Source organism: Salinarchaeum laminariae, assembly GCF_023204835.1.
Lineage (GTDB): Archaea > Halobacteriota > Halobacteria > Halobacteriales > Salinarchaeaceae > Salinarchaeum > Salinarchaeum laminariae.
Window position 1 is genome coordinate 1,127,311 of record NZ_CP096270.1, and the last position, 24,399, is coordinate 1,151,709.

General features: G+C 60.3%; 16 protein-coding genes. 10 read left to right on the top strand and 6 right to left on the bottom strand.

Translation table 11 applies throughout. The features are described from left to right. Window positions 1–396: 396 nt before the first annotated feature. Window positions 397–1,164, bottom strand: a complete 768-nt coding sequence (locus MXF70_RS05190; RefSeq protein ID WP_248517945.1) for an IclR family transcriptional regulator — start codon at window positions 1,162–1,164, stop codon at window positions 397–399. 138 nt (window positions 1,165–1,302) lie between these two features. Here MXF70_RS05190 and MXF70_RS05195 point away from each other — a divergent pair, with 138 nt between their 5' ends. From MXF70_RS05195 to MXF70_RS15235, 6 genes are all read left to right on the top strand, one after another. Continuing rightward, window positions 1,303–1,575 carry a hypothetical protein gene (locus tag MXF70_RS05195; RefSeq protein ID WP_248517946.1) on the top strand — a complete coding sequence of 91 codons (273 nt, stop codon included), beginning with the start codon at window positions 1,303–1,305 and terminating at the stop codon, window positions 1,573–1,575. An 881-nt stretch (window positions 1,576–2,456) separates the two neighbouring features. Next, on the top strand, window positions 2,457–4,244 hold the full coding sequence (locus MXF70_RS05200; protein WP_248517947.1) for an ABC transporter substrate-binding protein: 1,788 nt from the start codon (window positions 2,457–2,459) through the stop codon (window positions 4,242–4,244). A gap of 292 nt (window positions 4,245–4,536) precedes the next feature. After that, the gene (locus MXF70_RS05205) at window positions 4,537–5,955 is read left to right on the top strand and encodes a sulfatase family protein (protein ID WP_248517948.1); all 1,419 of its coding nucleotides are present in this window, start codon (window positions 4,537–4,539) and stop codon (window positions 5,953–5,955) included. A 351-nt stretch (window positions 5,956–6,306) separates the two neighbouring features. After that, entirely contained in the window at window positions 6,307–8,394 is a 2,088-nt protein-coding gene (locus MXF70_RS05210; protein WP_248517949.1) for an ABC transporter permease subunit, read from the top strand. Between the two features lie 588 nt (window positions 8,395–8,982). Next, complete coding sequence (locus tag MXF70_RS15230) at window positions 8,983–10,152, top strand: ABC transporter ATP-binding protein (protein WP_259370400.1); 1,170 nt, start codon at window positions 8,983–8,985, stop codon at window positions 10,150–10,152. Further along, complete coding sequence (locus tag MXF70_RS15235) at window positions 10,142–11,224, top strand: ABC transporter ATP-binding protein (RefSeq protein ID WP_259370401.1); 1,083 nt, start codon at window positions 10,142–10,144, stop codon at window positions 11,222–11,224. The genes MXF70_RS15230 and MXF70_RS15235 overlap by 11 nt, the downstream gene beginning before the upstream one ends. Window positions 11,225–11,546: 322 nt before the next feature. Here MXF70_RS15235 and MXF70_RS05220 read toward each other — a convergent pair whose 3' ends face one another. Continuing rightward, window positions 11,547–12,896 carry a nickel pincer cofactor-dependent isomerase, group 22 gene (locus tag MXF70_RS05220; RefSeq protein ID WP_248517950.1) on the bottom strand — a complete coding sequence of 450 codons (1,350 nt, stop codon included), beginning with the start codon at window positions 12,894–12,896 and terminating at the stop codon, window positions 11,547–11,549. 111 nt (window positions 12,897–13,007) lie between these two features. Here MXF70_RS05220 and MXF70_RS05225 point away from each other — a divergent pair, with 111 nt between their 5' ends. After that, window positions 13,008–13,859, top strand: coding sequence for a fumarylacetoacetate hydrolase family protein (locus MXF70_RS05225; protein ID WP_248517951.1), 852 nt, complete (start codon window positions 13,008–13,010; stop codon window positions 13,857–13,859). Between the two features lie 23 nt (window positions 13,860–13,882). Here MXF70_RS05225 and MXF70_RS05230 read toward each other — a convergent pair whose 3' ends face one another. Continuing rightward, window positions 13,883–15,220: a glycerate kinase type-2 family protein gene (locus tag MXF70_RS05230; protein WP_248517952.1), complete on the bottom strand. Its 1,338-nt coding sequence runs from the start codon at window positions 15,218–15,220 to the stop codon at window positions 13,883–13,885. A 383-nt stretch (window positions 15,221–15,603) separates the two neighbouring features. Between MXF70_RS05230 and MXF70_RS05235 the strand changes: the two genes are divergently transcribed. Further along, a complete protein-coding gene (locus MXF70_RS05235) occupies window positions 15,604–17,535 on the top strand; it encodes a heparinase II/III domain-containing protein (protein WP_248517953.1) in 1,932 nt (643 codons plus the stop codon). A gap of 213 nt (window positions 17,536–17,748) precedes the next feature. Next, the gene (locus MXF70_RS05240) at window positions 17,749–19,710 is read left to right on the top strand and encodes a heparinase II/III domain-containing protein (RefSeq protein WP_248517954.1); all 1,962 of its coding nucleotides are present in this window, start codon (window positions 17,749–17,751) and stop codon (window positions 19,708–19,710) included. Between the two features lie 187 nt (window positions 19,711–19,897). Here MXF70_RS05240 and MXF70_RS05245 read toward each other — a convergent pair whose 3' ends face one another. Then, window positions 19,898–20,530 carry a ThuA domain-containing protein gene (locus MXF70_RS05245; protein WP_248517955.1) on the bottom strand — a complete coding sequence of 211 codons (633 nt, stop codon included), beginning with the start codon at window positions 20,528–20,530 and terminating at the stop codon, window positions 19,898–19,900. Window positions 20,531–20,838: 308 nt separating this feature from the next. Next, entirely contained in the window at window positions 20,839–21,585 is a 747-nt protein-coding gene (locus MXF70_RS05250) for a DUF1961 family protein (protein WP_248517956.1), read from the bottom strand. Between the two features lie 345 nt (window positions 21,586–21,930). On the opposite strand from MXF70_RS05250, the gene MXF70_RS05255 reads away from it, so the two are divergent. Further along, window positions 21,931–23,352 carry a sulfatase-like hydrolase/transferase gene (locus MXF70_RS05255; RefSeq protein ID WP_248517957.1) on the top strand — a complete coding sequence of 474 codons (1,422 nt, stop codon included), beginning with the start codon at window positions 21,931–21,933 and terminating at the stop codon, window positions 23,350–23,352. 75 nt (window positions 23,353–23,427) lie between these two features. Here MXF70_RS05255 and MXF70_RS05260 read toward each other — a convergent pair whose 3' ends face one another. Then, window positions 23,428–24,228, bottom strand: coding sequence for an alpha/beta hydrolase (locus MXF70_RS05260; RefSeq protein ID WP_248517958.1), 801 nt, complete (start codon window positions 24,226–24,228; stop codon window positions 23,428–23,430). Window positions 24,229–24,399: the final 171 nt, after the last annotated feature.

Here is a 24,399-nt window from a genome sequence, read left to right on the forward strand (position 1 = left end):
AATACGTGCGAACGCTCCTTCCATGACAAGCATAGGTATGTAATGGGGATTTCCTTCAGCGCACTATCGCTATTTCCGGCTGGACAGTTTTGTTCAGAATGAGTTGTCCACTCGTATCCGCACCTCAAAATACTCCTGAGTGTTACTTCACGATGGCACAATAGCATACGTAGTGGTCAATGGATAATATGAGCAAATATACTGGGCCATCAGTTGGCATGTCCTAATATACATATTAAAATACAGAACTAGTATTCACCTTTGCGCTCCAATTCTGAAATATGCGTCTGTCGCGGGAGGGTGAACCGCTGCAACACAATCCGAGGAAATTGATATTCAGTATCATTGTAGGCTTGCCGTGAGATATTGGGGGCGGCTGTACTAATAGAGAATAATTTAGGTATAGGTGATGTTGAGTTCGATGACATTGGCGACGCTCTGAAGTTTCTTAGGGAGTTCCTCGCGGAATCGCTTCTCTTGGAACCTGCTCGTCGGTCCCGAGACACTGATTGCGCCCTCGATGTTATCGTTGTTATTGATTACCGGTACGGCTACGCAGCGTAGTCCCTTGACCCGAGCTTCATCGTCGAGTGCAAACCCGTTCTCGCGGACGCGTTCGAGCTTCTGAAATAGTTCGTCTCGTTCCGTGATCGTGTTCTCCGTGGACGACGGCATCCCGTGTCGATCGATAATCTCGTTCACACGGTCACGCGGAAGGTAGGCGAGGATCGCTTGTCCAAGGGCAGTGTTGTGGAGATGGACCTGCTGTCCAATGTACGAATCAGTCTTGACCGCGTCCTCTCCGTGAGAGCGGTGGAGATAGATGCCCTTCCCGTGTTCCTCGATAAGGAGATTTGCTAACTCATCGGTCTCCTCGGCCAGCTCAGTGACCTCCTCCTTAGCGATGTCGTAGATCCGTCGTTTATGTCGTGCGTGTCCACCCAGATCGAGCAGCCGAACGCCGACGCGGTAGGTATTCTTGTCCTTGACGACGTATCCGTCCTTTTCAAGCGTGCTGAGGTAGTTGTGCAGGCTGCTCTTTGACAGGTCGAATTCTTCGGTTAGCTCCGTGACGGTGGCCTCGTTCTTTTCCTTGAGTTTTTCGAGGATTTGAAACGTCGTTCGGGCGGTCTTGACCATATTCGGCGATTGTGCATCGACCATATGTGTCCATATACGTTCTATTCATATAAACTTGCATCATGCAATAGTGAATCATATTCGTTATTGCTTGGCTGGCCCCGTTCACTCTTCGCGTACCCCACCGACGGAATTATCATCTCCGGTGAGACCTGTATAGATATGAGTAAAGATACCGATGACCCATCAACATTTGCCGGGGAGGCCCGTTCACTCCTCAAGCGATCGCTGCCAATTCTTCGGTATGCATTCGCCGTCGAGTGCGGGCTCCTCGCACTGTCGATACTCTTGATTCTGGTGCTGGACCGTGGCCACGCCTCGTATTATGTCGTCCTCATCAATATCGTCATTCTCCTGTTGGTACTGCTCCCGACCGGTATCATCCTCTATTTCACCGACCCACCTGAGGAGAATAAAGGAGATGGGACATCTTAGCTGGAGCCACCGTACACGATTCCCCCATGATTGGACTCGGAACGGGGCAAAATTGGCCCCGACAGCTGCGTTATCAGCGTCAAACTCCCTTTCGAATCCAGATGCCGTCACGTCGATACTGCACAGTATTACAGCAACGGGAGGAGGTGGAGTCGTTATCACCGCAGTCGGATCTGACACTTTGACGAGTTCTGGACTGGGGACAAAGATCTATGCAGGGACGTCCGGACTTACCTGAGGCGACGCCGCAGAATGACTGGACAGCATTAATCGACTCGGCCTTAATCAGGTTACCAGCACTACGTACACTGGCCCCCGTACTACGATTCCGAGAAGACCACGTCAGCATTAGACGAACTCGCCGATTGAGGGTAGGTCCGTCCGTCGGCCGTCACTCCTCACCACTGAACTGCTCGACAACGCTAGTAGCTTCGAGAATTCGCACTTATTCCCGTATGCTCGGACGCACGGTAAAATTGTCCATTGAGCGCTCGCACGCGGAATGTACTTTCTCAGTCCCGGTATCTGTAGGTTGCCGACGAAAGGCGCCGGTGGCGAGACACTGGATAACATTGTATGGCTCCTTTCGAAGACGCTGTCCGTTTCGTCGCCCAAAGATCGTGTGGGAACTACAACTGCGATAACCATAGAGCTACAGACGTGAGAAGTGAGGTTGAGGAAGTCGAACGAACCGACGATGTCGACCGGCACCAGCGGATCCGTTGAGTGCGATGGTACGTGGTGGTGGCATACTGTTGGCGCCCGATTCTGTTTTCCTTCCACTCTCGATTCAGGAGAGGATTACACAGTCTTCCCTGCACAACTCGGAAATTGTTGCCTGTTCTGCAAACCATATATATGTCGCCAACAATCTCCACGCTATGGGTTCTCCCACTAGCAGCGATAAGATACCGCGCCGAGAAATGATGAAGGTTGTCGGTGGTGGACTGGCTACTGCCGGAATTGCCAGTCTGGCCGGTTGTAGCGAGAGTGCCGGCGGGTCGTCATCGGCATTCATCTTCTCAAACAACCAGGATCTGGCCGCGACAACTGCGAACCATTACTCGGCAACACGCAGCGAAAACAAGAAAATCCCGGCTCTGATGTACGAGTCGTACCTGAATAACAACTCCCGAAGCGGCGAAACCACGTACAATCTCATCGAGGAATTCTCCGTGGACGGGTCGACGCTGACATTCAGCATTCAGGACGACCGTACGTGGCACAACGGCGATCCGGTAACTGCCGAGGACGTCGTGACTCATTTCAGGCTTGCAGTCGCCACGGGTAATGATCCCAATCTGGGGATTACTGACGCTCAATTTTCAGGGATCAGCCAGGTCGACGAACACACGGTCGAGGTCGAACTGAATGGTGAGTACAACGAGCAACTCATCAGGACCAGGATCTTCGGCGCCGGATCCAATACGGCCCGCGGCGCGTGCCTCTGGACGAAGACAAGTGAATTCGGTGAGTATGCTGATACCTGGGCCAATGCTTCCAGCGAATCCGAGCGGGAATCGGTGGTAACTGAACTGACCGAGCTGACGATCGACCACCAGGATATCATCGGGAACGGTCTCTACCAGATTGACGAGACGTCCGGGACCGAGTTCACTTTCTCGCTCTACGAGGACCATCCCGAGGCCGGCGATGTCGATATCGACGAAATCCGTATGCCGGTGATCATGCCGAGCGCCTTCATCCCCGCAGCCCGAAGCGGTGAACATGACACCGTGAGACACTTCTCCCCGACAGCTGACGTGGCCGAATCCCCACCGTCGGGCTGGAACACGGAAACGGTGCCAGGGGGTAGTCGTGGTGGACCCGCGCTCATCCCTAACCATCAACACGAAATCTACGGGATGCGTGAGGTCAAGCAGGCTTTCGCACACATCATCCAGAGTCCGGAAGTCGTCGCAACGATCGGCGAGCACATCGCGACGCCGGTTCCCCCCACGAACACGTTCTCACAAACGTTCATGGACGAATACATGGGCGATCCCATCGAGGGGAACGTCAACGTGTACGACTCCACGGACGAGGCCGCCTCGCTGCTCGAATCTGCTGGGTTTACCCAAGACGGCGGCACGTGGTACCAGCCAAATGGGAATCAATTCTCGCCCACGATCAGTACCTGGAGTACGGGACCGTACGCCCCTGCGGCACGGACGGTTGCTGGCAATCTCAGCAGCTTCGGTATCGAAACCGACGTCCTGGTCGAAGAAAATAGTACATTCTTCACAAACTACCCCGAAGGATCCTATGATCTCGCTATGGAGCACTGGGGGGCTGGCACCTCGCACCCGTACTTCGGGATGACCCGGAACTTCACCGGCTTCGGCGGCGGGAGCATGCAGTTCCCCGAAGAAGTGTCGGTTCCGCCGGTTGGTGACATGGAGGGCGAGGAGGAGACGGTGAATGTGGACGAAATGCTCAACTCGGTCCTTCTGGCTTCCGACAACGAGGAGATGATCCAGAGCATGCGTGAGGTCGCCTGGGTCGCGAACGTCACCCTCCCCGTAATCCCGGCCGTCGAGACGCAAGCGTTGCTGTTATACAACGAGAGCGACTGGAACTGGCCGGAGAATGGCTCGGACACGTGGGGTTACCAGAACGTCCGCGTGCCCTGGTTCATTGAGACGGGCGAGCTTTCGAGTTCGAACTGACGGCATCGTCTCGTTTCGGGTGGTTTTCGTCGCTATCTTCCGGCGCCACTGTCCGCGTGCTGTCGAACGATCGGCGGTATCCCCAGCCCAGAAAGGGCCGCGTCACCTCCGCTGGCCATCGCTGTCCGTGCAGCGACGCTACGAACACTTCGTCGCCGGGGAGAATCAATTCGTCGACGCGTCCTCTCCCGTGTCTGGTTGAGTAGTCAGGAACTCCGGTCGGAGACGCTGCTGACGAACTCACACTTCAGATGAGAAAAATGTAATAATAGAGTGCCGGCAACGACGACGTATGCCAGACGAGACAGAACAACCAAACCTGCTCTTTCTCCTCCCCGACCAGCATCGGCCCGATTGGGTAGGGGCGAATCCCGACGTACCAGTCCGGACGCCGAACGTCGACCAACTGATCGACCGTGGCGTTCAGTTTACAAACGCAGTCTGTCCCGCTCCAGTGTGTGCGCCGTCTCGCGGGTGTCTTGCCACTGGAATGCGGTACACTCGCGCTCCCGTCCAGAACAACGCCGACGACCTGCCAGCGTCGGCAACGACGTACCCCCAGCGACTCCGGAACGAGAGCGGCTACCACGTTATGGGGTGTGGGAAATTCGACCTTCACAAAGGGTCGTTCTCGTGGGGTGTCGATGGATCGGGCCGGCTGGAGGAGTGGGGATTTTCCGACGGTGTGGACAATGCGGGCAAGTGGGACGGGATCCTGTCATTAGCGTGGGGCGATCATCCGAAACGCCTCGACCGGGACGACCTGTGGGAACGCGCGTTTCAGGTCGGACTCTCGGGAGAGGGCGAACCTACGGAGCCCTACACCGCATACCTTGAGGAGGAGGGGTTGCTGATCGACCACGTCAGCGACTACCAGCGCCGAAGTGAGACGAACGGCCACAGCACCTTCCCGACGAAGCTTCCCGAGGAGGCGTACATCGACAACTGGATCGCGAGGCGCGGCCTCTCTCTACTTGCCGACAGTCCCGAGGACCGCCCTTGGCATCTCGTAATCAACTTTGCCGGCCCGCACGAGCCCTACGACGTCACGGAAGCGATGCACGAGTTGTACCGCGATCCGGACGTCGAGTTCCAGGGTCCCGTTGACGACAGCGGAGATGGGGTCAACGACCATCAAGCGGTCCGTCGCAACTACGCGTCGATGATCGAGAACATCGACGCGTGGGTTGGACGGTATCTCGACGTTCTCGAAGAGCGTGGTGAACTTGACGACACTGTGATCGTGTTCAGCAGCGACCACGGCGAGATGCTCGGGGACCACGGCCATTGGGGGAAGGGAGATCCGTACCAGCCCTCGGTGGGCGTGCCGCTAGTGATCGCTGGCCCCGGCGTCGATTCTCGAGCCCCGTGCGAGGAGCCGGTGAGCCTCATCGATCTCCACGATACGTTCCTCGACTTTGCGGGCGCGAAGACGCGGCGGACCGATAGCCGATCGCTCCGGCCGCTGTTGTCGGGAACGGACACCGAGCACAGGGAGTACGTCTATTCCGGGCTGGATGACTGGCGAATGATTTTCGACGGTCGGTACAAGTTCGTAACTCACTGGACGCCGGACGACGACGCCGCGAGTCTCGATGGGGTGGCGTGTGCCCTCTTTGATCTGGTTCAGGATCCAAACGAGACCACGAACGTCGCAGAAGATCGTCCCGGCCGAAGCCGCGAACTCAAGACTGCCCTCGAAGAGATATAATCGCACTCGGCGTCGGCGCGGCTTCGTTCGACACTGGGGGACTGGGCTCGACCCTGGGTCAGGACCGATACTCGTTCGCCTAGTGGACGCGTGGCAGCGACGGGGGGGATCGTCGCCCAGAGGACGCGTCGAAGCACCCGCCGATCCGGTGGGACGATGTCGTTCGCGCTGTCTCGAGTCCGTTCTCGCGGCTCGCTCCAGCGACGCATTCACACTGATTCCAGCACCGTGCCTGGAGGATATTTTCCGTTCGATATCTCAACTCGACGCACACACTCTGTGGTGTGTGGACCCTGGCAACCAGGGGCAATATCCCCAACGTTTTTATTGCCTGCTTCCCCCGATGTTCCCATGAAGCGCTTTGCCAAGCGGATTTTACAAACAGCCTTCACGATCTGGGCAGTTATCACGATTTCCTTCGTACTAATCCGACAGCTCCCCGGTGGACCAGTGTCGTACCTCCGGGCGCAGTTTGCACAGATGGGACGTGATCCGGAGGCCGCCAACCAGCTGGCAGAAGCGTACTTCGGTACGAAGTTCGATGAACCGTTGTGGCAACAGTACATCGACTACTGGGCCAATCTGTTACAGGGAGATATGGGGAGATCGGTGCACCGTCAGGAGCCAGTTGCCGATCTGCTGTTAAACGCTATGCCGTGGACGCTGCTGGTCATGTCGATCGCGATTATATTCACGTATGTGATCGGTATTTTACTCGGCGCAGCTATGGCATACCGGGAGAAGTCCATGTTCGACTCAGTGGGCACGATCGTGTCGATCACGCTCAACTCCGTTCCGTACTACGTGGCCGCGATAGCATTTCTCTTCGTCTTCGGATACCGCTACAGCCTATTTCCGACCCGTGGGACCCACAGCGTTCCGCCGGGACTTGATCCCACGTTCGTCGTAAACATCCTCTGGTACGCCACACTCCCGGCGCTGTCGATTGTCCTGACCGCGGTTGGCGGTGTCGCAATTCGGATGCGCGGTAACAGCGTTAGCATTCTCGGCGAGGATTATCTCCGCGTTGCCAGACTCCGCGGCCTATCGAGCAACCGCATTTCCTCGCGATACGTCGTCTGGAACTCCGTGCTACCGATGTACACGCAGTTGATGATCTCGATCGGGTTCATGTTCGGCGGTGCGGTGATCCTGGAACGCATCTTCCTCTACAAGGGTCTGGGATACTTCATGTTCCAGGGGATCACCTCGCGCGACTACCCGTTGATGATGGGGGCTTTCGTGCTCATCACCGTCGCAGTCACGTTGACCATCCTCATTGCAGACCTGACATACGGCTGGATTGACCCACGAGCGACTACGTCCGATGAGACCCACGCCTCACTCTCGTTGCGTAAGTTGATCCCAAACTTCACTCGGTGGGTTCGCGGACTCAGGACGTCAACTGACGATGGAAGGTCCGAAGTCGACCATTCCGACGTGGAAAACGACGCTCAATCTGTCTTCAAAGTTGAGACGTCTGACGACACGGTGAAGTATAGCTTGGTAGATCGACTCAGCACCGAAGGTCGTGCGATGGTTAGCACGCTCCTGAGCGACTGGCGCGCACGGGTTGGGCTTGGGATTATCGGGATCTATCTGCTGTTTGGGACGGTCGGGCTTTGGTTCATTTCTGAACCAACTGTCGGGGGGCCGCGCAGGCTTCAACCGTTCCAGAACATGAACTACGTGCTCGGCACGAATTCGCAGGGAGAGAGCATGCTTGGATTGCTCGTGTACTCCATCCCGCCGATGTTCAAGATGATTCTCGCCGGGACGCTGTTTACGACAGTTCTGGCGACTATAGTTGGCACTCTCTCGGGATACGCCGGCGGTGCCATCGACCGGTCGCTGATGACGCTCTCGGACGTGATGATCGCGCTGCCGGGGCTTCCACTGCTGATCGTTCTCGCAGCCGTGTTCAAACCGGAGAGCCCCTACATGATTGGCCTGATCCTATCGGTCCCAACCTGGGCTGGCCTTGCCCGGACCATCCGGTCAGAGGTACTGTCGTTGCGAGACATCGAGTACGTCGAATCCAGTCGCGTGATGGGGCTCTCTTCGCCGTCGATCATTTGGCGCGATATCCTGCCGAACCTGATGTCCTACATCACAGTTAACATCGCCTACAACGCTCGCGGGATCATCTTCAGTTCGGTAGCGCTGTACTTCCTGGGCGTCCTCCCGTACTCGAATTACAACTGGGGAGTTCTACTCAATAACGGGTATGAGAGCGGTGCCCTGTACACGCCGAGTATGTACTATCGGATCTATTTGCCGATGATCGTGATCACCGCGATCACTCTTGGCATGATCCTCCTCGCACAGGGATTAGATAAGATCTTCAACCCGAGGATTCGCGCGCGACACAAGGGTGGGAGTGAGACAGACTCAACAGAGGCCTCCGAGGACTCTACTCCAGCAACTCCTGCGGACTAACCGTCAGCGATATTCTCTTTTGAGGGCGTTTTTCGCCTTTCCCTTCGATTAGGTCGATAGCGTCCCCAGTGGAGTGTCGCCCTCAAATCTTTCAAGAAGAATATCTAAATCCCTCCACTCAGATCCGTTTACTACATCGCTGCATACGTCTGAGGAGCGGATAGCTGGCGGCGTCACAGAAAGTACCGAGCGGGGGCAACGTCTGCACCACTCTCGGGATTCTCCGATATCCGAACTGCTCTCCCCCGAGTGAACCTCACGAACATCACCGAGCTCGTCGGGGCCTATCAAAATCTCCTTCGTCCCCAGACTGCAGCCCCGGGCCGGAGGACCAGTTTGACGCTACCGAGCACCTGTTTCCCTTCTGAAGCCCTCGGTGACCTGACTGCCGAGTTGCTGCCAGACGTACGGCCCAAACACGGCTGTACGATCTTAGACGCGTCTATCGTTGCTGACCGTCTAAGCGGTGCAACGATCCGATCATTCGATGCCGATCGCTTCGTCGAGGAATATTTCGGTTGACAACCAACCCTTCCGGACGAGGAAACCCGTGCTGTGTTGGTGTTAAACAGCAAAAGTAATATATCGGTGAAGGACGAGGAGGCATATAGTGAGATTATGCCCCTAGAGCGTGAATCCGACCCAGTAGGTGGTGCAGTATCCGATCCGATCCTCGAAATCCGTGATACCACCGTCAGTTTCGACATGGAGCGTGGCGAATCTCGAGTACTCGATTCCGTTTCAATCGACATCCAGCGACAGGAGGTGTTGGGCGTCGTCGGCGAAAGCGGGAGCGGCAAATCGATGTTTGCTTCTGCGCTTCTCGACGCCGTCGTCGATCCTGGCCAACTGTCCGGCGATATTACATACCATCCGTCAACGGATGAGTCGGTTGATTTGCTGAACGTTTCACCGGAAGAACTCAAACAACTCCGCTGGGAGGACATATCGATGGTCTTCCAGGGCGCGATGAGTTCGTTTAACCCGACGATGCAGATACGTGGGCACTTTAAGGAGACACTGAAGGCCCACGACTACGATATCGGGGAAGGGATCGAGCGTGCCCACGAACTGCTGTCCGATCTCTACCTCGAACCCGAGCGCGTCCTTGATGCGTACCCCCACGAACTGAGTGGTGGCATGCGACAAAGAGCACTGATCGCACTCAGTCTCGTGCTGGAACCCCGCGTGCTCGTGATGGACGAACCGACTGCAGCGCTGGACCTGCTCATGCAGCAGTCCATCATCAATCTCCTGATGGACCTGAAAGAGAAGTACAATCTCACGCTTCTGTTCATCACTCACGACCTTCCCTTGGTTGCTGAGCTATGTAACCGGGTCGCCGTACTGTATGCATTCGACTTCGTTGAGGCCGGGCCAACCGACGAACTCATCGATGAGGCAGGCCATCCGTATACTCGCGCGCTGTTGAACGCGACACCGAACCTGAATGCGCCGCCTGACGAGATGCAACCGATCGATGGATCAGCGCCGGACCCCGTGGCCGTCCCGAGCGGCTGTTCCTACCACCCGCGGTGTCCCCTGGCGACGGAGGAGTGCATCGAACAGGATCCACAATACTACAGCATGAGCAGCAATCATGCCGTTGCGTGCCACCACTGGGAAGAGTCCGTCGAGGCGATTCCACTTAACCATCTGCTCACTGAGGACGACGCGGCGTCGCCGATGGAACCGACGGCGGAATCGACCTCTGAAAATATGGGCAGTACCAACGAGGTAGCAGACAATGAGTTCTGAACCAATCATCTCGGTCGACGATGTATCGATCCACTTCGAGGAAGAGACAGGGATGCTCGATCTGTTCGAGGAACCTGACACGGTTCGGGCCGTTGACGGCGTATCGTTCGAAATCGAGGAGAATGACGTCATCGCCCTTGTAGGGGAGTCTGGCTGTGGTAAGACCACACTGGGCAAGTCCATTATTGGTCTAGAGCGCCCCACCGCAGGGAGTATCAAGTATCGGGGGCAGGATATGTGGGACGCCAAGGACTGGAAAGGCGACGTCGATATCCCGTTCAAGGAGATTCGTCGGTCGCTTCAAATCATCCACCAGGATCCTGGGAGCTCGATCAATCCTAACAAGAAGGTGATCTCTAGCCTCTCGATTCCGCTCAAGAAGCACCGGCCAAACCTCTCGCAGGAGGAGCGACAGAACCATATCTACGGGATGCTGGAAACTGTCGGAATGACGCCGCCGGACGATTACGCGGCGCGTTACCCCCATCAGCTCAGCGGCGGCGAGACCCAGCGTGTCGCGCTCGTCCGAGCGCTGCTCATGAACCCTGACCTGATTCTTGCTGACGAGGCGATCAGCGCGCTCGACGTTTCTTTGCGCGTAGAAATGATGGATCTGTTTCTGGAACTTCAGGATGCGTTCAACACCTCCTACGTGTTCATCAGCCACGACATCTCGAACGCCCGCTACCTCGCGCAAAAGGCTGGGGGCCGTATCGCCGTCATGTACCTCGGTCAGATCGTCGAGATTGGCCCACCCGAGCAGATTATCCACAATCCTCAGCACCCATACACGAAGGCACTCCGGTGGGCGACACCGGACCTCAATTCGACCAGCGACAACGAGCTTCCACTGCGATCGGTGGACATCCCCGATCCGATTGACCCGCCGAGTGGCTGCCGGTTCCATACGCGCTGTCCCGAAGCTCGAGAAGCCTGCAAGGACACGAATCCTGAACTCATTTCGGCAGACGATGGCACAGATCACCAGGCCGCCTGCTACCTCTTGGACGAGAACCACGAGTACTGGAACAGCGAGCCGCTCTCGGAAGATACTCCAACGCAAACGTCGTAACGGACTCGCTATCCGTTGCTTTCTCACTACGCCGTTGTTTACAGGACCCTTCGAACGAAAAATCGCCTGCGAAGGTGGCCTTCGAGTGTGCAGCGACCGTGCCGGGCTTCTTGCCGAACATACTGGCCCAATCCGTACAGCAATGGCGCCGTAACTCCCCAGAGTTGGCATGTCGGATGCCACTGACGCGGTATCAATGTGCGGTTCTGCCCGGTAGCCCCCACGCCGCTGTATCACCAGTCTCCAACAGAAGCGCGTCGGTGATACGGCACAGATACCGCGGAGACGGCGAAAACTCCTAAGAGCGGTGCTGGGGACGACGTTATTTCAGTAGTGGTGGAGCCACAAACTCCCCATCGTCGTACTCGACCGGCGACGGCTCCTCGACGACACGGAGGTCGTCCCGATTACGGGCTTCCTCCACTAGCGCCGGTGAGGCGTACAGTCGGTTGAGATGCATCGTGTCTGCCGCCCGTATCATGCGCACGGTCTCGGGATCGACGACGCCGATCGTTGACAGCGCAGCAACGACGCCGGCGCGGTCGGTTTCGACGACCGGCGGTAGCCGAACACCGCGAATCGTGCTTGCGGTGAGTGCGTTGATCAGTGTCGTCTCGGCGTCCAGTTCGGCGACGATGTCTTCGTGGATCACGTCAGCAGAGCCGACACCCATCCCGTTGCCGTGAGTTTTTTCGGTCAATCCGCGCGTGTAGATCCGCTTGATGTCGGGATTCTCGGGGGCGGGCTCATTGATCGAGAACACCCGCCTGCCGATGACGTTCGTGTCGATACCCTGGCCGCTAATCTCCTTTCCCTGCCGGTCGAATACGACGAGGTCAAGCTCCTCGAAGGGAAGTGTCGGCATGATGTCGTATGCAGTTTCCAGTAGCTCCGCCTCTCGGTCTAGAAAACCACTCGGGGGGACACCCTCGACGAGCGCCGTGTCGTCGTACTGGTCTTCGACGATGGCAACCCCGCCGACGATCGGCAGCGCCTCGAGGAGTTGGTCGGTGATCTCCGGGATCATTCGCCGGAACGACCAGTCCACCGCCCACTTGTGGGCTATTTTTGCGCCGCGTTGCTTGCCCATCCCGATGACGAGCATCTTCGAGAGTCCGCTCTCGACGGTACCGCCGAAGTCCGTGTGAGGTTTGACGCGATTGATCGGTACGATAGCGTCGGCTCCGACCGCGTTGGCGTCGGCGACGACCGGGACGTCCTTATCCGGCGTCCGTCCGACCTCGACGACGTCCATGCTCGAACGGATCTCACAGCCAATGGCGTCTTCGGTTACCCCGAGTTCGTTCAGCATCTCCTTCTGTCCTTCACCCGTCGCACCGCCGTGACTCCCCATCGCCGGGAAGACGAACGGATCGTATCCGGCGTCCGACACCGCTTCGACAACCCCTGCTACGATTGATGGGAGGTTTGCGATGCCTCGGCTACCGACCCCCAGGGCGACTTCACCGCCCTCGGGGACGTCATTGAACGACAGCTCCCGGACGGAGCGCGCCGCGCTTTCGCTGGTCTCTTCGGATGGGATCGGATCGGTGTCCCAGACTTGCTCAATGATCCCCAGCTCGGGCGATGGGGGGTCGTCACACGCATCGAGTATCGTTTCCTCCGGAACCGAGAGGTGGTTTGCTGCACTCTCGGACTGTTCCGATGGCATATCATATCGATAGGGCAGTTACGGGATAAACGTGTCTGTCGCAGTGGATCCGTTTAGTCCCGGTAGACTCTTTCTCAAGAGTTAAGGCAGGGAATACCACTTATTGAAGTGATGCAATTCGTTCGATATACCGACGGATCCGGCCCTTCGTGGGGTGTGAAGCGCGGATCGACCATCCACGCACTCTCGTCCCTCCCGGAGGGAGAGCCGAGTTTCGCCGAGCTATCGTCCCCTCGCTATCGATCAAAGTTGGAAACGCTCATTGAGCACGACTCGCTGCCGCAGATCGACGGCGATTCGATTTCGTTGCTTGCCCCAGTCCCCCAGCCGGGCAAAATCATCTGCTGTGGCCTCAACTACCGAGATCACGCCGAAGAGCAAGACGAGGAAATTCCCGAGCGACCGATGCTGTTCGGGAAGGCCGCGACGTCCGTCACTAACCCTGGCGATCCCATCGTTCACCCGGATCCTGACGGCGAGGAATTGGTCGATTACGAGGTCGAACTCGGCGTCGTCATCGGGACGCGCTGTAAGGACGTCTCCGAGGCGGACGCCGCAGACTACATCGCCGGGTACACGGTAATCAACGACGTTAGCGGTCGAACAGCCCAGGACACTGATGGCCAGTTCTTCCGCGGGAAGAGCTACGACACGTTCGCACCGATGGGTCCGACGCTGGTCGCCGACGAGGAGTTCGACCCGAACAGCGTCGACGTCGAGATGCGCGTCGACGGCGAGGTCAAGCAGTCCTCGAACACCGACCAGTTCATCTTCGACGTCGACGAACTCGTCTCCTACATCAGTCAGTCGATGACGCTCGAGGCCGGCGACGTTATCTCGACCGGTACGCCTGGCGGTGTCGGTATCTTCCGCGACCCAGTCGACGTGCTCGAACCGGGTCAGACGACCGAAGCCGAGATCGAAGGAATCGGAACGCTCACGAACGCTGTGGTCGGCGAGTAACGGATGCGGCGATTCGGTGCCCGTTAGGCCTCTGACTCGGCGGCGACCAACACAACGACGTCGTTGACGTTCGTCCCAGTCGGTCCAGTTTCTATCGTCGCGCCGATTTCGGAGAGATAGGTGCCGGCGTCGTTCGAATCGAGATGCGCCTGCGCACGTTCAACCTCTCCGTCGACGGTCGTCCCGTCGGTGATCGCTCCAGCAGCGTCGGAGTCGCCGTCCTCGCCGTCAGAGTCGACAGCGGCGACGGTGACGCCGTCTGCTTGCTCGAGCGCCGACGAGAGGGCGAACTCTTGATTCGGCCCGCCGCTGCCGCCGTCCCCTGCAATAGAGACGGTGGTTTCCCCGCCTGCCAACAACACTGCAGGCGGTTCGACCGGCGTCTCCATCACGACAGCTTCCTCGGCGATTGCGACCAGCGGCTTCGCGGCCTCACTGGCCTCGCCGCGCAGCCGTGAGGTGAGGATCAACGGCTCGTATCCGGCTGTGGCGGCAACGTCTCGTGCGGCGTCGAGTGCAACCGTGTTGTCGCCCAGAAGCGTATTTTGCGCGTGCTCGAACGCTGGGTCGTCGTGGAATGGCGTCTCTGGCAGTGCGCCGTTTCCCCCCGACTCGAGGTGTGTCAAGACTGTTTGCGGCGGGTCGAGGTCGTGCTGATCGAACACTGCGAGTGCGTCGGCGTAGGTCGTATCGTCGGGTACCGTCGGGCCGCTCCCGATCGTCGAGAGGTCATTACCAACGACGTCGGAGAGGAGGAGGCCGACCACGGTGGCTGGCGTTGCTTCGCGAACGATCTGCCCGCCCTTGCTCGCCGACAGGTGTTTCCGGACTGCGTTGATCTCGCCGATGGGGACGCCACCCTCCAGGAGGAGCTCAGTCGTCTCGTGTAGATCCGCACGCGTCAACTCGCCTGCCGGGGCTGTGAGCAGCGCGCTCGCACCACCGGTCAGTACGAACAGGATGAGCGTCTCCTCTCCGGCCGCACGGACGAGTTCCAGTAGCTCTGCGGTCGCCGTAACGTTCCGGTCGCTGGGCAGTGGATGGTCGCCGACGGCGGTGCGGACGTGCTCGGTCTCCGTGGGCTGTTTGGTAACGACGAATCCGTCGGTGATCCGATCCCCGAGGATCGATTCGAGGACTCGGGTGACGCCGCCTGCGGCCTTGCCGCCTCCAACGACGAGTACTGTCTCGTAAGCGTCGAGGTCGTACGGCGTCCCGCCAATGTGAAGGGAGTCTCCCTCGCGGTCGATCCCCGATCGAGCCGCGTTCTCCGGTGCGGCCGCATCGATCGCCGCTTCGATACAGTCGAGTGCGAGTTCGCGCTCGGCGCTCGTCTCGAGTTGGTCTCTGTTCGAAATCATACCCTGCTCTTCTACCGTTCGTTGTAAATACTCCTCGCTACAGTCGTTTCCATGGCTCGCACAACGGATACGTCCAGCAGTGGGAACGTGCTGAGAATCTGAACGCGATCGGCCCGTCCAAGTAGTCGAACCGATCGACGATCGATCGCTCCCGTCGCTGTGACAAAGCGGGGCGGGCGATCGGGTCCAAGCGGGTAGCAGACGCCGTCCCACTCGAAACGGCGGCGAGGTAGCGGAGTTCGAGGAGCCACTGTCGACGAGGCGACGCAGAGCCGAGGGGAAGGACTCGGCATACGCACTCGTCGCCACCTCGTTTTCTCTCACTCTCGAGTACAGGCCGACGTACACGTGGGTTTATACGGGCGGATTCGAGACGAGGTAGTATGCTTGCGGACTTCGATCACCAGTACCAGCCCGGCGAGTGGAGCGTCGAGGAACTCACGCGGGCGTTCCGCGACGCGTCCGGGGAGTACCCACTTCCCCCGCACGACGACCCCTGGTACGAGGAGGTACAGACGAACCCGATCGGTGAACAGCTGGTCGACGCTGTCGTGGGCCGAGCCCGCGACATCCCCGACGATTTTAGCAATGCGACCGCCACCGGGTATCTTTCAGCGACCCGAACGAACGTCAGTGGGGAGTATCGCGGGAGCGAGCGGCGCCAGCGCCTGTCCCTGCTCGCCCTCGCCGAGTGTTTCGAGCGAGACGGTGAACGAATGGAGGCGATCCTCGATTACGCGTGGGAAATTTGTGCAGAGCCCACGTGGATCCGCCCGTTCCACCTCACGAACGAGGGCCACACCGAAGTGAACCACGAGGGGTTCCCGCGAGCAGGGCCCCCGGAGTCGAACTCGATCGACCTCGGGGTAGCCAAGACGGCGAAAGTACTCGCCGACGTCGTCCACGTCCTCGGCGACGAACTCCACCCGGCACTCGAAGCCCACGTTCGCCGTTCGATCGACCGACGAGTCTTCCGGCCGTTCCTCGTTCGGGACGACCTCCACTGGCTCGAACCGCCGATCAACAACTGGACGGCCGTCTGTGCCAACGGCGTGCTAACCGCCGCGCTCGTGTTCGAGGAGGACCCCGAACGGTTGGCCCGAATCGTACACAAGGCCGTCCAGGCGTTCGGACGCTACCTGTCCAATTTCGACCCCGATGGCTGTACCGCTGAAGGTGTCGGCTACTGGGACTTCGGAGTGCGCAACTACGTCGAGGCTGCCGGGGCACTCTCTGCACACACTGGGGGCGAGTACTCGCTGACCACGCCGCCTGTCGTTCGCGAAGTAGCGAAGTTTCCGGACAGGGTCGAACTAAGTCCCGGTCGCTTCCCTCCGTTTTCCGACGCCAGCGAAGACGGGGCAGTCTCGCCCCACGCGGCCTGCTGGCTCGGGACGCGTCTCGAACTTCCCGGTCTCGTCTCGCGTGGCCGGCGCAATCTAAACGAGGAGGGGATCGATGCAGTTCCGACTCCGCTGTTCCCGTCGGTACTTCGGACGCTGCAATGGTGTCTCGACGTCCCGGCTGAGCGTTCGTCTGCCGCTCCGCCACGTCAGTACTTCTTCGACGGCCACGACTGGTGGGTCGCCAGGGACGACCCGTCGGCCCCGCAGAGTCTCACCGTCGCCGCGAAAGGCGGTCACAACAACGAGAGCCACAACCACAACGACTGCGGAAGCTTCGTCGTCCACTACCGCGGCGAGTCGCTGCTCACCGACCTCGGCTCGGCCAGATACGACGACGAGTACTTCTCACCGCAGCGCTATGAGTACCTCGCTGCGCGGTCACTCGGCCACTCCGTGCCGTACGTCGACGGGAGCGAACAGGTGGCCGGTTCGATCGCGAGAAATCTCGGTGACCCGAACGCTGAAGCGACACTCCAACGCGAGCACGAAGCAGCGGTCACCGAAGTGCACAGCGCTGCTGATCGAGAGTCCATCGAGTACGAACTCGCGGACTGTTATCCGTCGACGGCGGGCGCCGACTCCGTCCGCCGACGAATCACTCTGCATCGCGGGGATCCGGGCCGTCTGACCGTCAGCGACGACGTAGCCTTTGGACGGTCGGACGACGGCGCGTTCGACTCGGTGCTGGTGTCGTTCCACGAGATGGACACCGAAGACGGCGACCTCGTCGTGACTGGAGACAGCGGCCGTGCAGTCGTCTCGGGTGAGGGAGGAACGCTCGACGAAATCGAGCGTCTCTCCGGCGCTGTCAACGACAAGGACGTCTGGCGGGCCAGATTCTCACCGTCCGTCGACGGCGACTCCCGGATCCGCTTCGAAATCCAGGTAGAGCCGATCCAGTCGTCCTGAAGCGCATCGATTCACGGTTGCGTTCTCCGATTCACCAACTCCCTCGCGCGTGCTGTACTTCCTGCCCAGATCGTTCGGTCGTCGGCGTCGCGGGATCCGTCAACGTGGATGATCGACTGTCCCTCTAGCTGGCGTCCGTCGGACTGGCGGGCGAGTGACGCAGACGGTGTCCGATACCCAATCGTTTATTGATTCGAGTGTAGCTGATTCCCTATGGCCATTCAACCTACCAGATCCATTGAGGGGGCCGTCGATCTCACGCGTCCCCGGATTCTCGTCACGCAGGAAGACTTCGACAGGGCCGAGCAGCTGCTTGAGACCGACGAGTACGTCGGTTCGTGGCACGACCAACTCACCGACCAGCTTTCGACGGTTGACGATGCGAACCCGCTGACCGACGTCGACTACGAGGCGCTCGAACGCGACGGGCTCGATCGCTTCCGGACGAACACCAGCCGGATCGCGATGTTGGCGTATGCATACCGGATGACGGGCGAGGACCGGTACGCCGAGACGCTCTGGACCGCGTGCCAAGAACTGGCAGGAAAGTCCCGGTGGGTCGCACATCCACAGAATCCAGACCTCGGCACCGCCGAAGCAACGCAGGGCATGGCGATTGCGTACGACTGGCTCTACGACTACTGGTCCGACGACCAGCGGACGACGATCCGCGACGCCATCGTCGAGAACGGACTGGCCCCGATGGACGAACCGTTCAACGGCGGTGGCAACTGGACGGCCGTCGTCAACGGCGGTATCGTAAACGGCGCGCTCGCCGTCCTCGGGGACCCGTCTGTGGATTCGATAGCGCGGGAGACGATCCGAATGACCCGTAATTCGATGCTCGGCGGGAACCACTCCGAAGGCGAGAATCCAATCGAGGACTACGGTGATCGAGGTGCCTACCCCGAAGGCCCGACGTACTGGGGCTACGCGTCACGATATCTCACCTTCTATCTGGCGTCGACGTACAATGCGCTGGGGCACGTACACGGTCTCTTGGATCATCCGAAAGTGCGCCACTACGGAGACTTTCCACCTGCAATCACCGGCCCGGCCGGCGTGTTGAACTACGGGTCGTCGAGCCAGGGGACGATCAACGCCCCGCAACTCCACTGGCTCGCGAAGCAGTTCGACGAGCCAGGTCTCGGCGAGTTCCAGCGATGGGTCGTCGGCAAGGGCAACCGAATCGCACCGGACAATCGTTCGGAGACGGGCGTGATGGGCGGGTTCAACGACCGTGGCGTCCTCCAGATCCTCTGGTACGATCCCGACTACGTCAGCGCCGCTTCGTTCGACCGTGATTACGTGGATCGGGAGGCCCCGATAGCGACTCACCGTTCCAACTGGGACCTCGACGATTCGACGCTCTGGATCGGACTCGTCGGCGTCTCGCCAACGGCGGGCCACGCACAGATGGACGTGGGGTCGTTCTGTCTCGACGCGCTGGGAACTCGCTGGGCGACCGACCTCGGAACGCCGTCGCGGCGCCCGCCTGCTGGTGGCGACCACTGGTACGACTTCTATCGAGATCGCTGGGACTACTACGAGAACCGACCCGAGGGCCACAATACGCTCACCGTCCTGCACAGCGTCTCCCCCGAGAACTACAAACACCACGGTGGAATGCCGAGCCAGGCGCGTCACGCGAGCGGCAGAATCGTTGCTTCGGACCAGACCGACGGTGGGGCGTTCACGCGCATGGATCTCTCCAGCGCCTACGCGGCCGACTCGTGGTCGACCTCGGTCCAGTCGATCGAGCGCGGTATCGCGCTCACGCACGGTCGTTCGCGCGCACTCGTCCAGGACGAGCTCGTGTTCGGCACGCGCCCGGCGCTCGAAGCCGAGACCTACTGGTTCATGCACACTCGCGCCGAGGTGGAGTCGAACGGTCGAACAGCGATGCTCCAACGCGACGGGGAACGGCTCCAGGCCAGACTTCTCGCCCCCGACGACGCCGAGTTCACCGTTCGAGATGCCGAACCGCTTCCGGAGTCGCCGGACCCAGAACAGGCCAGCCACGACGGAGTCCAGAAACTGACCGTCCACCGGCCGCGTCGGGGTGGTCACGACCGCATCGCCGTCGAGTTCGTCCCGCTTCCGGGCGAGCAGTCTCCGCCGGAAGTTCCGGAACCGCGACCACTCGACGAGTGGGACGCCGACGAACTGGCGTGAGTCTGTGGGAAGGCCCCGGAGTCAGAGGCCGACATCGGGAACTGCGGAACTTCCGCACGCTCGTCTCGGACAGTGCTGGGCCAGCGCGGCGTCCGACGCAATCGGACCGTCACAGCACTGGCCGGGGCCTCGGTTCATCGAGAGGAGCCGTCGACAGCCTCTGCGACGGAGGGCTGTCTCGTGTCGGTCACTGGTCTCCCGATGCCCACGCGAGACCGTTTCGGAGAAGTCGACGGACGCCGTCGGTTTCGAGCGCCCCTGCGTCGTGCCCGAGCGAACAGTAGAACACCCGCCCGTCGCCTTTGGACCGTACCCAGGCGGCTGGCATCGTCCCCATTGCCTCGTGTTCGAACGCCGCGAGAACGCGGACACGGTCCTCGTCCCAGTCGAGGTGATACGGTTCGTCGTAGGTCCGGAAGGATTCGACGTCGGCCGTCACGGGATGGGTACGGTCCACGATCTCGACGTCGAACGCCGTCATCTCGGGGTGTGTGACGAACCGGCCGCCGACCATCGACGCCAGTTCGTCACACGGCTTCTCGACGAACGAATCGACGACTATCGCGCAGTGAATCCCGACGTAGCCGCACCCGCTGGCGACGAAGGCGGTGAGCTCAGCGAGCTGGTCCTCGGTCCAGTCGGCCTTCGTCGTGTAGTCGACGAACACGTCGTACGCGTCGAGATCGAAGACCGCGTCGCGGTCGGTCGTCTGATCGAGTTCTGCGACGCCGTCGAAGACGTCCGAGAGGACAGGGCCGACCGCCGCGAACTCGTGGAAGTCGAACTCGTCGTCGCCGATTGCCAACGCGTCGATCGTCATACGACCGCGTAGTCGAGTCCGTGGCTTACTCCTTTCGCCCCGGAGAGCCGTTCTGAACGGCTAGTTCGGTGGGTTGCACCGCGTATCGCCCTCATTCGATCTCGTTTGAGCGATAGCTCGTGGATCGTGAGGTTCGGCGAAACGGGTATCGAATCGCTCGGAACGGGCCGCCGGTCTTCGGATCTACACCTGCAGCGAGCGTCGGTGAGTTACACTCGCGTACGATTCCTCCGCCGAAGCCGGGGTCGGATCCCTCGAGAGGGAGACGAGTTCGGCGTCGATCCGTCTGGTGTCCGATCCCCGTCGAGTCAGTCGACCTTTTCGACGCTGTGGACTTCGAGATCGGTGTACTCCGCGATCAGCGGCGCCATCTGGCGGAATCCGATACTTCCCTCGCCGAGGATCGGGCCGTGTGTCTCTCCGTCGTCGGTCCAGCGGTACACTTCGAGTCCTTCGACCGAGAAGACGACGTCGGGGCCGTACTTGACGACGCGAATCCGATACGGGGGTTCGGCCTGATCGACGCACGGGATCGGGTCGCCGCCCCACATCACTGGGTTGAGTCCCTTGCTCTTGCGGAGGTTGACCGTCTGGAACTCCTGTTCGAGATAGCCGACCTGCTCTCCCTCCATGTTCGACGTCATAACGTCGTCGTTCCGACGGAAGTAGGAGGTGTGAAGCGCGTCGATGTCGCTGTCGCCGTAGTCCTCACCGTATCGTCCGTGTCGGTCGTCCAGGCTGTCGTCGAGGACGTGTTCCCCGTTCAGGCCGCGGGCGGCGAACCAGAACATCGCCAGTCCAGGTTCGCGGATGGGGTAAAAGTCCCACGAGATCGCGATCTCGTCCGGGAACGTCTCTGGACACCAGTAGAGGAAGTGTCCGTAGACATCCTCGTCGCTGGGGTAGCCGTAGTTGCTCTCGAGGCGCAGTCGGTCTCGTGGGTAGGACGCGTGCCCCTCGCCCTCGATGACGAAGTCCTCGGTGTCCTCTTCGGATCGGAGTGGATTTTCGTACAGCAGTTCGCGATTCTCGTACTGGGGCCTGTCTTCTAGCACTACTCTCGCATCGTGTGGATGCAACTTAAATCATCGTGGTCAGAAACGGACGCGATACCCTCCGCAGACTCGACGGTGAGATCTCCCGTACAGGCGATGTCGCTGTTCGAACGCGGAGATACGAGCGAGAGTCGGCCACACGACCGTCGTCCAGGCGGTCTGCTCATTTCGAGGATTTTCTGGCGGCCAGGAGACGCAGTCTTCTGGCAAACTGAAAGGGCGAGGCCAGCGGACGAGAGCTTTCTATCGCCGTGCTGCTCAGGTACGACCCAGTGTGAACGTTACCTGCACTCGACCCCCGAACCGATCCAAAGGACTATTCCACTGTCTGCTCACGTGTGACCAATGTCTGACCGACCGAACGTTCTGTTCCTGATGGACGACGAACACCGGTCCGACGTACTCGGATACGCTGGCGACGACGTCGTTCGAACTCCGACGCTCGACCGACTCGCCGAGACCGGGGTCGTCTTCGAGAACGCCTACACGCCTGCTCCGCGGTGCATGCCGGCCCGTCAGTGTCTGATGACGGGACAGCTCCCGCGGACGAGTGGGTGTGAGTCCTACGGCGACGATCTCGATCCGCAGTCGATGACCTTCGCCCGACGGTTCGCGCAGTACGGCTACGACACCGTCGCCGCGGGGAAACTCCACCACACCGGCGAGGACAAGGCACAGGGGTGGACTCAGTTGATCGGCCGTTCGGGAGGGTGCAACGTCGAACGCGTGGAAGAGGCCACCGCGGACGGCCCAGAACCGAAGCGAGTGAAGTGGTCGGATGCCCGCGAAGTCCGGCGAGCGGGTGTCGGCCATCCCGACGCGGGCTGGAAGAGCCGCATCGACGAGTACCGGACTCGTGGCGCCTGTGACTTCCTCGTCGACCGGTTTCTCGACCCACACTACGATCGGGAGCAGCACGACCGGCCGCTCATGTTGAAAGTGAGCCTAACTCAGCCCCACTACCCCTACCTCACCACGCAGGAGAAGTTCGAATACTACCTCGACAGAGTCGACCCCTACGTCGACGAGGAGGCGTTCGACCACGACGGACTCAGCCGCCGCCGCGTCCACGTACGCGATGACGACGAACGTCGCGTTGACGACCGTCCAGGGGCTGTCAGCCCTCGTGACGTCCGCCGCGCGACCGCGGCCTACTACGGAATGATCGAGACAGTCGACGAGTGCTTTGGCCGCGTGCTCGATGCGCTCGAACGCGTCGGCGAGGACCTCTCGGAGTGGATCGTCGTCTACACGTCGGATCATGGCGAAATGCTCGGACAGCATGGGATCTGGGAGAAGGGTCACCACTTCGAAGCCAGTGCCGGCGTCCCGCTGGTGATCCGCTGGCCGGAACGGTTCGAACCGGGGACTGTCGAGCAAAACGTCAGTCTCTGTGATCTGTTCGCGACGTTGTGTGACCTGGCCGACGTCCCGCTCCCCGCGGATCACACCCTCGACAGCCGGAGTCTCGTTCCGCTACTCGAAGGCGACAGCGAGCGGTGGAACGACGAGGTGGTCTCGGCTGAGGACCAACGGTGTATGATCAAGCGCGGCGGCCTGAAGTATCTCCACTTCCCGGACGATCCAGCTGTCCTGTTCGATCTGGATGCCGATCCCGGCGAGACGACCAACGTGGTCGACGATCCCGAATACAGCGATGCAGTCGAACGGTTCCGTGCGCGTCGGGCCGAACTTGGGTACGGGTCGGACGCCGTCGCTGACTACGAAGATGCTGGCTACGAACCGGGCGTCCCGACGGCGAACTGATCCGCTATCCCTTCGCGGTCGGCGCCGCCTTTCGCTGGAGAACTGTCGCGCCGTCTTCGGTAACGTCTTGCCAGGTCACGGCGGGCAGACCGCCTGCAGAAACCCTGCCGTCTCGGAGAACGTCAGCTCGTACCAGGGCGTGGTGTTGAAGTAGGCGTGTTCGGCACCGGGCGCGGCGAAGAGATCGGCGCGGCCCCCGGATTCCTGGATGGCCGCACAGAACCGCTCGCTGCTCTCGAATGGCGCGATATCGTCGTCGGTACCGTGACAGACCAGCGCAGGTGGCGGTTCGCTTCCCGGAGTGGTCGGTTCCCGGTCGGCCTCGGCACCGACGTAGCTGATCGGCGACGCTCGCTCGTACAGTTCGGGGTCGGTCTGGGAGTCGGTTCCGAGGAATGCTTGGCAGCCATCCCGGATGGGATTGTGGCCGTCGGGCGCCATGTCGAGCACCGGATTGAACAGCACCATGGCATCGACTGGAGCCGCGTCGACGATATCCGGCGCCAACGCGACCAGTGCAGCGAGGTGACCGCCAGCGGACCCGCCGAGGACCGCGACCCGGTCGATCCCACGGTCGTACAGCCAGTCGACCGCGGCCGCGACGTCCGCAACGGCAGCCGGATACGTTGCCTCGTCGCTCAGTCGGTAGTCGATCGTTGCACAGGCGTAGCCAGCCGTAGATAACGCCGCTGCTTGCCGGGCGAACTGGTCGCGGTCGCCGCCCTGCCAGCCGCCGCCGTGGATGAACAGGAGACCCGCCGCTGGATCGCTGTCGGGGCGGTAGTAGTCCAGTCGCAAATCCCGCTCGGGCGTCTCCCTGTAGCGAACGTCCCAGTCGACGTCGACCGCGTCGCCGAATTCCTCCCGAGCCGTCATAGCGTGCCCTCCATCGAACTCATGGTAGACTGCGCTCAATCCTGGCAAATATATCTTTAGGCCGGCACCGAGGTTCGAGTGCGGACTGACGGACGGATGGACGGTCTCTCTCGACCCAGCACCAGCTATTGCCGCTTCGCGACCACGGAGAGATTTCGAGTGGCGAGCTGG

What these genes read in the sequence shown, in the direction of transcription:
- MXF70_RS05190 (WP_248517945.1), bottom strand. Translation starts at nt 1,164, where the DNA reads ATGGTCGATGCACAATCGCCGAATATGGTCAAGACCGCCCGAACGACG.
- MXF70_RS05195 (WP_248517946.1), top strand. Translation starts at nt 1,303, where the DNA reads ATGAGTAAAGATACCGATGACCCATCAACATTTGCCGGGGAGGCCCGT.
- MXF70_RS05200 (WP_248517947.1), top strand. Translation starts at nt 2,457, where the DNA reads ATGGGTTCTCCCACTAGCAGCGATAAGATACCGCGCCGAGAAATGATG.
- MXF70_RS05205 (WP_248517948.1), top strand. Translation starts at nt 4,537, where the DNA reads ATGCCAGACGAGACAGAACAACCAAACCTGCTCTTTCTCCTCCCCGAC.
- MXF70_RS05210 (WP_248517949.1), top strand. Translation starts at nt 6,307, where the DNA reads ATGAAGCGCTTTGCCAAGCGGATTTTACAAACAGCCTTCACGATCTGG.
- MXF70_RS15235 (WP_259370401.1), top strand. Translation starts at nt 10,142, where the DNA reads ATGAGTTCTGAACCAATCATCTCGGTCGACGATGTATCGATCCACTTC.
- MXF70_RS05220 (WP_248517950.1), bottom strand. Translation starts at nt 12,896, where the DNA reads ATGCCATCGGAACAGTCCGAGAGTGCAGCAAACCACCTCTCGGTTCCG.
- MXF70_RS05225 (WP_248517951.1), top strand. Translation starts at nt 13,008, where the DNA reads ATGCAATTCGTTCGATATACCGACGGATCCGGCCCTTCGTGGGGTGTG.
- MXF70_RS05230 (WP_248517952.1), bottom strand. Translation starts at nt 15,220, where the DNA reads ATGATTTCGAACAGAGACCAACTCGAGACGAGCGCCGAGCGCGAACTC.
- MXF70_RS05235 (WP_248517953.1), top strand. Translation starts at nt 15,604, where the DNA reads ATGCTTGCGGACTTCGATCACCAGTACCAGCCCGGCGAGTGGAGCGTC.
- MXF70_RS05240 (WP_248517954.1), top strand. Translation starts at nt 17,749, where the DNA reads ATGGCCATTCAACCTACCAGATCCATTGAGGGGGCCGTCGATCTCACG.
- MXF70_RS05245 (WP_248517955.1), bottom strand. Translation starts at nt 20,530, where the DNA reads ATGACGATCGACGCGTTGGCAATCGGCGACGACGAGTTCGACTTCCAC.
- MXF70_RS05255 (WP_248517957.1), top strand. Translation starts at nt 21,931, where the DNA reads ATGTCTGACCGACCGAACGTTCTGTTCCTGATGGACGACGAACACCGG.
- MXF70_RS05260 (WP_248517958.1), bottom strand. Translation starts at nt 24,228, where the DNA reads ATGACGGCTCGGGAGGAATTCGGCGACGCGGTCGACGTCGACTGGGAC.